The organism is Variovorax sp. 38R (assembly GCF_014843395.1).
GTDB lineage: Bacteria > Pseudomonadota > Gammaproteobacteria > Burkholderiales > Burkholderiaceae_C > Variovorax > Variovorax paradoxus_H.
Genome location: NZ_CP062121.1, coordinates 5,181,772 through 5,195,224, shown reverse-complemented (window position 1 = coordinate 5,195,224; position 13,453 = coordinate 5,181,772). Strand labels below are relative to the sequence as shown.

At 65.0% G+C, this 13,453-nt stretch carries 13 protein-coding genes and 1 tRNA gene; 6 read left to right on the top strand and 8 right to left on the bottom strand.

Translation table 11 applies throughout. The features are described 5' to 3' along the window. Positions 1–4: 4 nt before the first annotated feature. The 5 genes from IG196_RS24155 to IG196_RS24135 form a co-directional block, all read right to left on the bottom strand. Positions 5–970, bottom strand: coding sequence for a prepilin peptidase (locus tag IG196_RS24155; protein WP_192193334.1), 966 nt, complete (start codon positions 968–970; stop codon positions 5–7). Continuing rightward, positions 970–2,199, bottom strand: a complete 1,230-nt coding sequence (locus IG196_RS24150; RefSeq protein WP_192193333.1) for a type II secretion system F family protein — start codon at positions 2,197–2,199, stop codon at positions 970–972. Before IG196_RS24150 ends, IG196_RS24155 begins: the two co-directional genes overlap by 1 nt. 24 nt (positions 2,200–2,223) lie before the next feature. Further along, positions 2,224–3,957, bottom strand: a complete 1,734-nt coding sequence (pilB, locus tag IG196_RS24145) for a type IV-A pilus assembly ATPase PilB (RefSeq protein ID WP_101488972.1) — start codon at positions 3,955–3,957, stop codon at positions 2,224–2,226. 115 nt (positions 3,958–4,072) lie between these two features. Beyond that, positions 4,073–4,149, bottom strand: a tRNA-Pro gene (locus tag IG196_RS24140). A 49-nt stretch (positions 4,150–4,198) separates the two neighbouring features. Continuing rightward, entirely contained in the window at positions 4,199–5,191 is a 993-nt protein-coding gene (locus IG196_RS24135) for a polyprenyl synthetase family protein (protein WP_192193332.1), read from the bottom strand. Between the two features lie 182 nt (positions 5,192–5,373). Between IG196_RS24135 and rplU the strand changes: the two genes are divergently transcribed. The 4 genes from rplU (at position 5,374) to proB (ending at position 8,328) form a co-directional block, all read left to right on the top strand. Beyond that, a complete protein-coding gene (gene rplU / locus IG196_RS24130) occupies positions 5,374–5,685 on the top strand; it encodes a 50S ribosomal protein L21 (protein WP_042578903.1) in 312 nt (103 codons plus the stop codon). A gap of 12 nt (positions 5,686–5,697) precedes the next feature. Beyond that, positions 5,698–5,958: a 50S ribosomal protein L27 gene (gene rpmA, locus IG196_RS24125; protein ID WP_013543198.1), complete on the top strand. Its 261-nt coding sequence runs from the start codon at positions 5,698–5,700 to the stop codon at positions 5,956–5,958. A gap of 73 nt (positions 5,959–6,031) precedes the next feature. Then, positions 6,032–7,108: an Obg family GTPase CgtA gene (gene cgtA / locus IG196_RS24120; protein WP_192193331.1), complete on the top strand. Its 1,077-nt coding sequence runs from the start codon at positions 6,032–6,034 to the stop codon at positions 7,106–7,108. A gap of 80 nt (positions 7,109–7,188) precedes the next feature. After that, the gene (gene proB, locus IG196_RS24115) at positions 7,189–8,328 is read left to right on the top strand and encodes a glutamate 5-kinase (RefSeq protein ID WP_192193330.1); all 1,140 of its coding nucleotides are present in this window, start codon (positions 7,189–7,191) and stop codon (positions 8,326–8,328) included. Between the two features lie 34 nt (positions 8,329–8,362). On the opposite strand, the gene IG196_RS24110 is transcribed toward proB, so the two are convergent. Together IG196_RS24110 and IG196_RS24105 are read right to left on the bottom strand one after the other, a co-directional pair. After that, entirely contained in the window at positions 8,363–8,956 is a 594-nt protein-coding gene (locus IG196_RS24110) for a CNP1-like family protein (RefSeq protein WP_192193329.1), read from the bottom strand. Continuing rightward, complete coding sequence (locus tag IG196_RS24105; protein ID WP_099792345.1) at positions 8,904–9,572, bottom strand: RNA pyrophosphohydrolase; 669 nt, start codon at positions 9,570–9,572, stop codon at positions 8,904–8,906. Before IG196_RS24105 ends, IG196_RS24110 begins: the two co-directional genes overlap by 53 nt. A gap of 135 nt (positions 9,573–9,707) precedes the next feature. Here IG196_RS24105 and IG196_RS24100 point away from each other — a divergent pair, with 135 nt between their 5' ends. Together IG196_RS24100 and IG196_RS24095 are read left to right on the top strand one after the other, a co-directional pair. After that, positions 9,708–11,453: a proline--tRNA ligase gene (locus tag IG196_RS24100; RefSeq protein ID WP_192193328.1), complete on the top strand. Its 1,746-nt coding sequence runs from the start codon at positions 9,708–9,710 to the stop codon at positions 11,451–11,453. Next, positions 11,450–12,118: a lytic transglycosylase domain-containing protein gene (locus tag IG196_RS24095; protein WP_192193327.1), complete on the top strand. Its 669-nt coding sequence runs from the start codon at positions 11,450–11,452 to the stop codon at positions 12,116–12,118. Before IG196_RS24100 ends, IG196_RS24095 begins: the two co-directional genes overlap by 4 nt. 10 nt (positions 12,119–12,128) lie before the next feature. Here IG196_RS24095 and IG196_RS24090 read toward each other — a convergent pair whose 3' ends face one another. Then, complete coding sequence (locus IG196_RS24090) at positions 12,129–13,448, bottom strand: hemolysin family protein (protein ID WP_192193326.1); 1,320 nt, start codon at positions 13,446–13,448, stop codon at positions 12,129–12,131. Between the last annotated feature and the right edge of the window lie 5 nt (positions 13,449–13,453).

Sequence of the window (13,453 nt, the reverse complement as noted above, 5' to 3'; positions counted from 1 at the left end):
GTTGTCAGAGGGCCAAGGCCCCGAAAGGGAAGGCGAAAGGAATCCACTGCTTCACGACGGCGGGACCGGCCACGAGGCAGATCAGGCCGGCACCGGCCAGGAAGGGGCCGAAGGCGATGGGGATGTCCTTGTGGGCCAGCTTGCCCGCAAAGCGCAGCGTGAGGCCGATCACGGCGCCCACCACCGAAGACACGAGGATGATCGCGATGAGGTAGTCGGCGCCGAGCCAGGCGCCCAATGCGGCGAGCAGTTTGAAGTCCCCATGTCCCATGCCTTCCTTGCCTGTGGCCAAGCGGTAGCCATGGTACACAAGCCACAGGCTCAGATAGCCGAAGACGGCGCCCCAGACGGCAGCGCTCAGGCTGACGCCGGTCCAGCCCATGGCGGCACCGATCAGGCCCAGCCAGAGCAGCGGATAGTTCAACGCATCGGGCAGGAACTGCGTGTCGAAGTCGATCAGGAACTGGCAGATCAGCACGGCGCCGAAGGCCGCCCAGAGCGCGCCCGTCGGGGTGATGCCGAAACGGTGCGCGCACAGGGCGAACAGTGCGCCCGTGATCAGCTCGACGAGGGGGTAGCGGGGGCTGATCGAGGTCTTGCAGTTGGCGCATCGGCCGCGCAGCAGAAGGTAGCTCAGCACCGGGATGTTCTGGTACCAGCGGATCTGATGGCCGCAGGCGCCGCAGCGCGAAGCCGGGCGCGACAGGTCGAAAGGTGGCAGCTTCTCGATAGCTTCGGCTGCCTTGTCGGCCGCCGCTTCGAGACCCGCGGGCGGCACCGACTTCGGGCCGAAGACCAGCGACCAGAGCGAGGGCATGTCCTCCGATGACATGAGGTTGGCGACCGCATCGCTCAGCCAGCCCCGGTACATCATGACGGGGGTGCGGTAGATCACCACATTCAGGAAGCTGCCGATCAATAGCCCCAGCACACCGGCCAATGCGGTGTCGAACCCTTGCGACACCAGCATCAGACGACCTGGCCGAGCTTGAAGATGGGCAGATACATCGACACTACGATGCCACCGATGATGACGCCCAGGAACACGATGATGATGGGCTCCATCAGGCTGGAGAGGCCGGCGACCATGTCGTCGACCTCGGACTCGTAGAAGTCTGCGGCCTTGCCGAGCATGTGGTCGATGGAGCCCGATTCTTCGCCGATGGCGGTCATCTGGATCACCATCGAGGGGAACAGGTTGACGTTGGTCATGGCCGTCGTCAGGCTGGTGCCGGTCGAGACTTCCTGCTGGATCTTGGCGGTGGCGTCGCCGTACACCGAGTTGCCCGAGGCACCGCCCACCGAGTCGAGGGCCTCGACCAGTGGCACGCCAGCTGCGAACATGGTGGCGAGCGTGCGGGTCCAGCGGGCGATGCAGGACTTCTCGATCAGCGTGCCGAAGATCGGAAGGCGCAGCAGCAGGCGGTCCATGACTTTCTGGACGCGTTCGTTGCGCTTCCAAGCCTGAAGGAAGAAGTAGATGCCGCCGCCGAGTACGCCGAAGATCAACCACCAGTAAGACACAAAAAACTCGCTGATCGCCATCACGATCAGTGTCGGCGCGGGCAAGTCGGCGCCGAACGAAGTGAACACCTCCTTGAATGCTGGGATCACGAAGATCATGATGATCGCCACCACGATGAAGGCCACAACGACCACCGAAGTCGGGTACATCAGTGCCGACTTGATCTTCGACTTGATCGCCTCGGTCTTCTCCATGTAGGTGGCCAGGCGATCGAGCAGGTCCTCCAGAATACCGGCGGCCTCGCCGGCTTCCACCAGGTTGCAATACAGGTTGTCGAAGTACTTCGGAAACTTGCGGAAGGCAGCCGACAGCGACGTGCCGGTCTCGACATCGCTGCGGATGTCGTTCAGCAGCTTGGCGACGCTCGGGTTGGCGTTGCCGCGGCCGACGATGTCGAAGGACTGCAGCAGCGGCACGCCGGCTTTCATCATGGTCGCGAGCTGGCGCGTGAAGATCGCAATGTCCTTGGGCTTGATCGACTTGCCCGAGCGCATGCGGCGCTTCTTGATCTTGGACGCCAGCACGCCCTGGCGACGCAGCGCCGCCTGGACCTGGTTCTCTCCGGCCGCGCGAAGCTCGCCACGTACCAGCTTGCCGTTGCGGTCCTTGCCTTCCCATTCGAAGACGAATTCCTTGTGCGTGACCTGGGAGCGGGAGGATGCCACTGTTGCCATTCGATCTCCGGTTCAGTGTGTTCGTTATAGGTTGGTGCAGGCCACGACTTCTTCGAGCGAAGTGAGGCCCTGCATGACTTTGCGAAGGCCGGACTGGCGCAGCGAGCGCACGCCTTCGGCTTCGGATTGGTTCGCGATGTCCAGCGCACTGCCGTCGCGCAGGATGATTTCCTGGATGGCTTCCGTAATCGGCATCACCTGGTAGATGCCGACCCGGCCCTTGTAGCCGCCGCTGCAGGCGGCGCAGCCGACCGGGCGGTATGGCTTCCAGGTGCCGTTGATGTCTTCCTCGTTGAAGCCGGCTTCGAGCAGAGCCTCACGCGGGATGTCGATCGGCACACGGCACAGCATGCACAGCCGGCGCGCAAGGCGCTGCGCGGTGATCAGGATCACGCTCGACGCGATGTTGAACGGTGCGATGCCCATGTTGCGCATGCGCGTGAGGGTGGTCGGGGCGTCATTGGTGTGCAGCGTCGACAGCACCAAGTGGCCGGTCTGGGCGGCCTTGATCGAGATGTCGGCGGTTTCGAGGTCGCGGATTTCGCCGACCATGATGATGTCGGGATCCTGCCGCAGGAAGGCGCGCAGCGCGGCCGCGAAGGTGAGGCCGGCCTTCTCGTTGACGTTGACCTGGTTGACGCCGGGCAGGTTGATTTCCGACGGGTCTTCCGCCGTTGCGATGTTGACGCCCGGCTGATTCAGCAGATTCAGGCAGGTGTAGAGCGACACGGTTTTGCCCGAGCCCGTGGGGCCGGTCACCAGCACCATGCCGTAGGGACGGCCGATGGCATGGAGGAGCCGTTCCTTCTCGTCGGCGTCGTAGCCGAGGGCGTCGATGCCCATGCGCGCGCTGCTCGGGTCCAGGATACGCACGACGATCTTCTCGCCGAACAGGGTGGGCAGCGTGCTCACGCGGAAGTCGATCACGCGGTCGGGGCCGATCTTGAGCTTCATGCGGCCGTCTTGCGGCACGCGTTTTTCCGAGATGTCGAGTCGCGAAATGACCTTGATGCGCGAGGCGAGCTTGTCCTTGATGACGGTGGGCGGGGAGGCGATTTCGCGCAGCTCACCGTCGACCCGGAAGCGCACCCGGTAGTGGTGTTCGTAAGGCTCGAAGTGAATGTCCGAGGCCCGCATGCTCACTGCGTCGAGCAGCATCTTGTGCAGGAAGCGCACCACGGGTGCGTCTTCGACTTCGGCGATGGCCTGCTCATTCGCGTCGCCCGAGGTGTCAGCCGTGACATCGTCGAATTCGAACTCGGTGCCGACAATGCTGTTGATGGTTTCGGCTGCACTGGCTGCGGCGGCCTCGATCATGCGCGAGAGCTTGTCGTACTCCGCGATGACCCAGTCGACGCCCATCTGCGAGGCGAACTTGATCTTCTCCGCAGCCTGCTGGTCCGACGGGTCGGCCGTCGCGACGATCAGGCGGTTGTTGCGCTTGCTGAGAACGACGATGCGATAGGCGTGGCAGAGCTTCGGATCGAGCAGGTCCTTGGGCAGGCGCTGGTGATCGATGGCATCGAGGTCGAGCAGTGGGGCGCCGAAGGCGCTGGACAGGGTGTGGGCGAGGTCCGCGGCCGAGACGGCGCCGGTGCCGGTCAGTTCGGCGATGAAACTGGTGCGCCCGCTCAGCGACTTCTGATAGATCTCTTCGGCTGATTTCGCTGCAAGCTTGCCGGCGGACACCAAGGCGCGCGCCAAGCCGGGAAGGGCGATCTGCGTAGTTTCTTTAACGGGAATTTCGGCAGCGGCCATTCAGCGAATGCAAAAGATGTGAAAAAGTGCTTCACGATCATCGCTGAACACGCCTGTGCTGTAAATCGTTACACAGCAACAGGAGCTGACATTAACTGGACCAGTCGAGAAAAACTGGTCGGGGTGAGAGGATTCGAACCTCCGGCCTCTACGTCCCGAACGTAGCGCTCTACCAGGCTAAGCTACACCCCGATTGGTTGCAAAAATGAAATCGTCCTAGAGGCCAACTCTGGTGAGGTGTTCAGGCACGTCGCTCAAGCAACTGAGCCGCTAATTGTAGCAAACCTGAAGCGTGCAAATTCGACGGAAGGTCGCGCAACGCGTGAATTGCGCGTTTGGCCTCTGCGGCTGCGGCGGCGCGCGAAGCTTCCAGGGCGCCGGTTTCGCGAACGATCTCGACGATTTTTCCCAGCTGCGCGGTGTCACCGGCCTCGATGGCGGCGCGCACCAGTGCGCTCTGTTTGGGTGTGCCGCGCTGCATGGCGAAGATCAGCGGCAAGGTGGTCTTGCCTTCGCGCAAGTCGTCGCCGACGTTCTTCCCGGTCTCGTGGGCGTCGCCCGCGTAATCAAGTACGTCATCGATCACCTGGAAGGCCGTGCCCAGCGCCTGTCCATAGGTGGCGCAGGCTTCTTCGACTTCAGGCGTGGTGCCGGCCAGCACGGCCGCCAGCCGGGTGCTTGCCTCGAAGAGCTTGGCGGTCTTGGAGCGGATGACGCGCAGGTACGCTGCTTCGTCCAGCGAGGCGTCGTGCATGCTCATCAACTGCAGCACTTCGCCTTCCGCGATCACGTTGGTCGCTTCGGCCAGGATCTGCATGATGCGCATGTTGTTTGCATCCAACATCATTTGGAAGGCGCGCGAGTACAGGAAGTCGCCCACCAGCACGCTGGCGGGGTTGCCGAAGGATTCGTTGGCGGTGGCGCGGCCCCGGCGCAGGGTCGATTCGTCGACCACGTCATCGTGCAAAAGGGTGGCGGTGTGGATGAACTCCACCACGGCCGCCAGATTGAAGCGTTGGTCGCCGGTGTAACCGAGCGCGCCTGCCATGAGCAGCAGCAGTGCTGGCCGCAACCGCTTGCCGCCCGCCGAGATGATGTATTGCGAAACCTGGCTGACCAGTGGGACGCCGGTGTTCAGGCGCAGGGCGATCACACGGTCGACTTCGACCATGTCGCCGGCAATCAGGTCCAGCACAGTGGCGGTGGGGGAGGTGTCGGCGGCGGGAACTGGCAAAGCGAAGGCGCGGGGCGCTGCGAAGATGAGGGCGGCCCTGGAGGCCGGAACGCCGGAATTATAGGGAGCCGTGCACGAATCCCAGGTGCGTGTCAGAGTTGGGGTGGTGAGCGATCGCAAAGCGCGCTATAATCTTGGGCTCTGCGGAATTCGCTGCGGGGACTCATTTCTAAGAGGTTTACATGTACGCGGTCATAAAAACCGGCGGCAAGCAATATCGCGTTGCTTCCGGCGAAAAAATTAAAGTAGAACAGATTGCTGCGGACGTAGGCCAGGAAATCGTGATCGACCAGGTTCTGGCTGTCGGAAACGGCGCTGAAATCAAGGTTGGCACGCCCCTGGTGTCCGGCGCAACGGTGACAGTCACGGTACTGTCGCACGGCAAGCACGACAAGGTCGGCATCTTCAAGATGCGCCGTCGCAAGCACTATCAAAAACGTCAAGGCCATCGCCAGCAGTTCACCGAACTGCAAATCGGCGCGATCGCCGGCTAAGGAGCACATTCCATGGCACAGAAAAAAGGCGGCGGCTCAACGCGAAACGGGCGCGATTCCAAGCCCAAGATGCTCGGCGTGAAGGCCTTCGGCGGCGAACTGATCAGCGCAGGCTCGATCATCGTGCGCCAGCGCGGCACCCAGTTCCACCCCGGCGTGAACGTCGGCGTGGGCAAGGACCACACGCTCTTCGCCCTGGTCGACGGCCACGTGTCGTTCGGTCACAAGGGTGCGCTGAACAAGCACATGGTCAACGTGACGCCCGCGGCCTAAGCCCCGCTAGTCACTTCGATCTTTCCGAGGCCCCGCATTGCCGGGGCTTCTTCATTTGTAAACTGGACATCCCATGAAGTTCGTCGACGAAGCCTTCATCGACATCGCCGCGGGCGATGGCGGCAACGGCTGCGTGTCGTTCCGACATGAGAAGTACAAAGAGTTCGGCGGCCCCAACGGCGGCGACGGCGGCCGTGGCGGCCACGTGTTCGCGGTGGCCGACTCGAACCTCAACACCCTGGTCGACTTCCGCTACTCGCGCCGGCACGAAGCCAAGCGCGGCGAGCACGGCATGGGCTCCGACATGTTTGGCGCCGCGGGCGATGACATCGTCCTCAGGATGCCCGTCGGCACGATCATCACCGACGCCGAAACCGGTGAGGTTCTGTACGAGATGCTCACGGAAGGTGAGGTCGTCACGATCGCCAAGGGCGGTGACGGCGGTTTCGGCAACATGCGCTTCAAGAGCGCGATCAACCGTGCGCCGCGCCAGAAGACGCCCGGCTGGCCCGGCGAGAAGAAGAGCCTCAAGCTCGAGCTCAAGGTGCTGGCCGATGTGGGCCTGCTGGGCATGCCCAACGCGGGCAAGTCGACCCTGATCAGCGCCATCTCGAATGCCCGTCCCCGTATCGCGGACTACCCCTTCACCACGCTGCACCCCAACCTGGGTGTGGTGCGCGTCGGCCCCGAGCAAAGCTTCGTGGTCGCCGACCTGCCCGGCCTGATCGAGGGTGCGTCCGAAGGCGCCGGCCTCGGTCACCTGTTCCTGCGGCACCTGCAGCGCACGCGCCTGCTGCTGCACGTGGTCGATATGGCACCGTTCGACGATGCTGTTGACCCGGTCGCCCAGGCCAAGGCCATCGTGGGCGAACTGAAGAAGTACGACGCCGCGCTCTACGAAAAGCCGCGCTGGCTGGTGCTGAACAAGCTCGACATGGTGCCTGGCGACGAGCGCGCGGCACTGGTCAAGGACTTCGTCAAGCGCCTGCGCTTCAAGGGCCCGGTCTTCGAGATCTCGGCGCTCACGCGCGAGGGTTGCGAGCACCTGATCAAGGCCGTGTACCAACAGGTCAAGGCGCAGCAGGTGGCCGAGCACGAAACCGTCGTGGTCGATCCGCGCTTCGTTCCGCTGCCGCCCGAAGGAAACTGAGGGCGTCGCGGCGCCTTCGGTGCTGCAAAATGGATGGCAAGCAGCGCAGGCTGCATCCCTGAAACACGCCTTCTTCCTTCATGACCTCGAATTCCGGTTCCACTGCCTTGCGGGATGCCCGCCGTATCGTCGTCAAGGTGGGCTCCAGCCTTGTGACCAACGAGGGGCGGGGCCTCGATGAAGCCGCCATCGGCGAGTGGTGCCGGCAGCTGGCGCAGTTGGTGCGCGACGGACGCGAGGTGGTCATGGTGTCGAGCGGCGCGATCGCCGAAGGCATGAAGCGCCTGGGCTGGAAGACCCGGCCGCACGCAATCCACGAACTGCAGGCCGCAGCGGCCGTCGGGCAGATGGGCCTGGCCCAGATGTACGAGACCAAGCTGCGCGAGAACCAGATCGGCAGCGCGCAGGTGCTGCTGACCCATGCAGACTTGGCCGACCGCGAGCGCTACCTCAATGCGCGCTCGACCCTCGTCACGCTGCTGCGCCTGGGTGTGGTGCCGGTGATCAACGAGAACGACACCGTCGTCAATGACGAGATCAAGTTCGGCGACAACGACACGCTCGGCGCGCTGGTTGCCAACCTGGTCGAGGCCGATGCGCTGATCATCCTGACCGACCAGAAGGGCCTGTACACGGCCGACCCGCGCAAGGACCCCGACGCCAAGTTCGTGCACGAAGCCGCCGCGGGCGACCCGGCGCTCGAAGCCATGGCCGGCGGCGCCGGGTCGAGCATCGGGCGGGGCGGCATGATCACCAAGATCCTCGCGGCCAAGCGCGCGGCGGGTTCCGGTGCTTCGACGGTCATCGCCTGGGGCCGCGAAGCCGACGCGCTGCTGCGGCTCACGCGTGGCGAATCCATCGGCACGCTGCTGGTGGCGCAGACCGCCAAGCACCAGGCGCGCAAGCGCTGGATGGCCGATCACCTGCAGCTGCGCGGTGCCGTCATCGTCGATGCCGGCGCGGCCGCGAAGGTGCGCGGTGAAGGCAAGAGCCTGCTGCCGATCGGCATGACGAGCGTGTCGGGTGAGTTCTCGCGCGGCGACGTGATCGCGGTGCGCGATGTCGACGGTGTCGAGCTGGCCCGCGGGCTGGCCAACTATTCGAGCGTGGAGGCCCGGCTGCTGTGCCGCAAGCCCTCGGCGGAATTCGAGCGGCTGCTGGGCTACGCTGCCGAGCCGGAGATGGTGCACCGCGACAACATGGTGTTGATGCCGGGTTGATCGCCAAGGCGGGGTGCCATGCCCCGCCGCCGCTTCACGGCAGTTCGCGGAGCGGATTGCGGATGTTCTGCACCATCTCGTTGACCGAGCTGCGCGGCGCGTTGCCCCGGCACAGGCCCTGCGATGTCAACGCCGGCACGTAGCTGGAGTTCATGTCCTTCACGCGCTTCCACTCGGGCGACTTCGTTTCCTGCCAGGCGCCGTTGTTGTAGCGGGCATAGCTCTTCATCTCGGCCGTCGAGCAGCGCACACCTTCGTAGAACGCATTGACCGCGCCGCCGGCCCGGTTCTGTGCCACCACCACGTAACGCACGATGCCGTCCTTCGTGATGGCGATGGTGTTCGGGTCGACGCCGAACTTCAGCGTCATGTACGGCGGCATCGCGATCGGCAGCAGACGGCTTTCGCTGAAGGCAGGCGGCGGCGGCACCGCGGTTTCTTCCCACTCCTTGTCCTGCTCCGTGCTCTTGGGTGCGGGCGGCATGCCGGCCTGGGCCCAGTCGGGGTTGTCGGTGTCGTAGCCGCGGGAGGCGCAGGCGGCCAGCAGGCTGACGCAGGCGATGACGAGCGCACGCTCAGCGTGGCGTCGGGAAAGAAGAAGGCGCGCTGTTCTTGGGAGGAGGTTCATCGCTCGCAGAAGGAAGGTCGGGATGCGGATCGAAGCTGCCGCCGGGCGGCAGGTCGAGGCCCGCAGGTGCTCCATGGTCCAGCGTGTGGCGCTCGAATTCTCGGGCGCGCACGTTGCTGCGCAGGAAGCGGTTGCGGAAATCCTGCCGGGGCAGGTAGCGAGCAAGCTCGGTAAGCGCCATCTCGTAGACGCCGCGCTTGAACTCGACGACCACGTCGAGCGGGACCCAGTAGTCATGCCAGCGCCAAGCGTCGAATTCGGGATGGTCGGTGGCACGCAGGTTGAGATCCCAGTCGTGGCCGACAAGTTGCAGCAGATACCAGATCTGCTTCTGGCCTTTGTAGTGGCCCCGTGCGTCACGGCGGATGAACCGATCCGGCACCTCGTAGCGCAACCAGTCGCGGGTACGGGCCACGATGCGCACATGCTCCGGGTGGAGCCCGACTTCCTCGTGCAGTTCCCGGAACATGGCTTGCTCGGGACTTTCGCCACGGTCGATGCCGCCTTGCGGAAACTGCCAGGAATGCGTGCGTATGCGCTTGCCCCAGAAAACCTGGTTTCTCTGGTTGAGCAGGATGATGCCGACGTTGGGCCTGAAGCCGTCCCGGTCGAGCATAATCAAACCCCAATTTTTGAACTGAGTCGATTATGCATGCCGGGTTGCCCTCGGCAAGCGACCGGTTCCGGGCTCTCAGGGTCTATCCGGGGTGCCTGTCTCCCTCCTCACTTCGAACCCACCTGCGCGATCCCGATGAAAGCTTCCCGATTTTTTGTCTCCACCCTGAAGGAAGCGCCCGCTGACGCGGAGGTCGCGAGCCATCGGCTCATGATGCGCGCCGGCATGATCAAGAAGCTCGGCACGGGCATCTACACGTACATGCCCATGGGCCTGCGCGTGATCCGCAAGGTCGAGGCCATCGTGCGCGAGGAAATGAACCGCGCCGGCGCCGTCGAGCTCGCGATGCCCGTGGTCCAGCCGGCCGAGTTCTGGCAGGAGACCGGCCGCTTCGACAAGATGGGCCCCGAGCTGCTGCGCATCAAGGACCGCCACGACCGCGACTTCGTGATCCAGCCGACCAGCGAAGAGGTGGTGACCGACATCGCGCGCCAGGAAATCCGCAGCTACAAGCAGCTGCCGAAGAATTTCTACCAGATCCAGACCAAGTTCCGCGACGAGCGCCGTCCGCGCTTCGGCCTGATGCGCGGGCGCGAGTTCATCATGAAGGACGCTTACAGCTTCGACCGCGACCTCGACGCGGCCAAGGCCAGCTACCAGGTGATGGCCCAGGCGTACCGCAACATCTTCGACCGCTTCGGCCTGCGCTACCGCGCCGTCGCGGCCGACAGCGGCGCCATCGGCGGCGACCTGAGCGAAGAGTTCCAGGTGATCGCCGCCACCGGCGAGGACGCCATCGTCTACTGCCCCGACAGCACCTACGCGGCCAACATGGAAAAGGCCGAGGCACTGGCCCCGGCCGGTCCGCGTCCGGCTGCCGCCAACGCGCTCGAGAAGACGCCCACGCCCGGCAAGGCGACCTGCGCCGACGTGGCCGAGCTGCTCGGCGTGCCGCTGGCCACCACGGTCAAGTCGCTGGTGCTGGCCACCGACGTCCTCGACGCGGCCGGCAACATCAAGGGCGCGCAAGTCTGGCTGCTGCTGCTGCGCGGTGACCACGACATGAACGAGATCAAGGTCAGCAAGCTGCCTGGCCTCGACAAGGGCTTCCGCTTTGCCACCACCGCCGAGATCGACGAGCACTTCGGCTGCAAGCCGGGCTACCTCGGTCCGCTGAACCTCAAGAAGCCCGTCAAGCTCGTGGCCGACCGCGAGGCCGCCGTGCTGGCCGACTGGATCACCGGTGCCAACGAGGTCGACTTCCACATGACCGGCGTCAACTGGGGCCGCGACCTGCCCGAGCCCGACCTGATTGCCGACCTGCGCAATGTGGTCGCCGGCGACGCCTCGCCCGACGGCAAGGGCGTGCTGGCCATCGAGCGCGGCATCGAAGTGGGCCACGTCTTCGTGCTCGGCACCAAGTACAGCAAGGACATGAACGCCACCTACCTCGACGAAGGCGGCAAGCCGCAGTTCCTCGAGATGGGTTGCTACGGCATCGGCATCACGCGCCTGCCGGCCGCCGCCATCGAACAGAACCACGACGAGCGCGGCATCATCTGGCCCGACGCGCTGGCGCCGTTCACGGTGGTGGTCTGCCCGATCGGCATGGACCGCAGCCCCGAGGTCAAGGTCGCGGCCGAAGCGCTCTACGAAGAGCTGCTGGCCAAGGGCGTCGACGTGCTGCTCGATGACCGCGGCGAGCGCCCCGGCGCGATGTTCGCCGACTGGGAACTGATCGGCGTGCCGCACCGCGTGGTCATTTCCGACCGCGGCCTCAAGGAAGGCCAGCTCGAGTACCAGGGACGGCGCGACACCGCCGCCACCAAGGTGCCTGCGGCCGGCATCGCCGACTTCATCGCCGGCAAGCTCGCGGCATGAGCGTGGCGGGCGGCTTGTCGCGACGCAGCTGCCTGCTGGGCAGCACTGCGGCCAGCGCCCTCACGGCTCTGTCGCTGCCGCAAACGGCCTGGGCCGGCGCGCAGATCGAAGAGCCGCTGATCGACTCGGTGCGCACCGCGCTGAGCTCGGCCGTTCACAACAAGGCGCCACCGGTGCCGCAGTTTGCCGACACCGAGGCCCGCCTTGCGTACCTGCGGTGGCTCGGCGAGATGAGCGAGCGCCTGCGCAAGAAAGTGGCCGATGCGTCCACGCGCATCGAGTTCCTGCAGACCGTCTGGTACGAGGCCAAGCGCTCGGGGCTCGACGTGAGCCTGGTGCTGGGCCTGATCCAGGTCGAGAGCAACTTCCGCAAGTTCGCGGTCTCCAGTGCGGGCGCGCGCGGCTACATGCAGGTGATGCCGTTCTGGACCCGCGTGATCGGCGACAGCGACTCCGCCAAGCTGTTCCACATGCAGACCAACCTGCGCTTCGGCTGCGTGATCCTGCGCCACTACCTCGACCGCGAGAAGGGCGACCTGTTCATGACGCTGGGTCGCTACAACGGGAGCCGCGGCCGCGCGCCGTACCCGAACGCCGTGTTCGCGAACCAGCGGCTCTGGGCGTACGTCGACAAGGAACGCGAGCGCGACCGCTCGGCGGCCTGAACGCCTTCGCTCAGTCGGCGACCACGGCCTTGGCGGTGGTCGAGCCCCTGGTCACCATCACCTGGTCGATGCGGTAGCTGTCGACGTCCATCACCTCGAAGGTGTAGCCGCCCCAGGTCACGCTGTCCGTGCGCTTGGGCACGCGGCGCAGCATCACCATGAGGAAGCCCGCGAGCGTTTCGTACTCCTCGGCGTGCGGCAGCTCGTCGATGTGCAGCGCGCGCTGCACGTCCTGGATGGGCGTGATGCCGTCGATCAGCCATGAGTTCTCGTCGCGCTTCACGATCTGTTCTTCTTCGGGTGTCGACGTCGACACCAGGTCGCCCATCACCGTGCTCATCACGTCGTTGAGCGTGATCACGCCGACCACCAGGCTGTACTCGTTGACGATGATCGCGAAGTCTTCGCGCGCCTGCTGGAACTGCTCGAGCACCTCGGTGAGCGAGAGCCGGTCGGGAATCACCAGCGCCTTGTGCAGCGTCAGGCCCTGGTCGAAGGCCAGCGGCTGGCCGCTGAGCACGCGCTGGAACATGTCCTTGGCGTCCACGTAGCCCAGCACGTGGTCGATGTCGCCGTCGCACACCGGGTAGGCCGAGAACGGCTCGGCCACGATGCGCGCGCGCAGCACCGACTCGGGGTCGTCGTGCAGGAACCAGGCGATGCTGTCGCGCGCCGTCATCACGCTGCTGACGAGGCGCGTTTCCAGCTCGAACACGTTGGCAATCACCTGTTGCTCGCGCACCGCCAGCACGCCGGCCCGCGCGCCGGCCTCGGTCATGGCGAGGATGTCGGCCGAGGTGATCTTGTCGTCGCGCGCCATCGGCATGCCGAGCAGCTTGAAGAGCAGGTCGGTGCACCGCGTGAAGAACCACACCAGCGGCTTGAAGGTGGTGATCAGCAATTGCATGGGACCGACCAGGCGCACCGCCAGCTGCTCGGGGTTGCTCATGCCGAGCCGCTTGGGGAACAGGTCGGCGAACACCAGAAACACCGCAATCACGATCACGAATGAGCACAGGACGGCGATGTTGGCCGCAACCTCCACGCTCAGCCAGTTCTCGAAGAAGCGTGCGAAATACGGGCTCAGCGAGCCTTCGCCGACCACGCCGCCGAGGATCGCCACCGCGTTCAGGCCGATCTGCACCACGGTGAAGTAGTGGCCCGGCTGCTCCTGCACGCGCAGCACCTTTTCCGCGCGCGGGTCGCCCTCGTCGGCCATCTGGCGCAGACGCAGGCGGCGCGAGGCGGCCAGGCAGATTTCGGCGAGGGAGAAGAAGGCGCTCATCGCGATCAGCAGCGCGATGATGAGCAGGCTTTGGGTGAGAGTCATGGCGG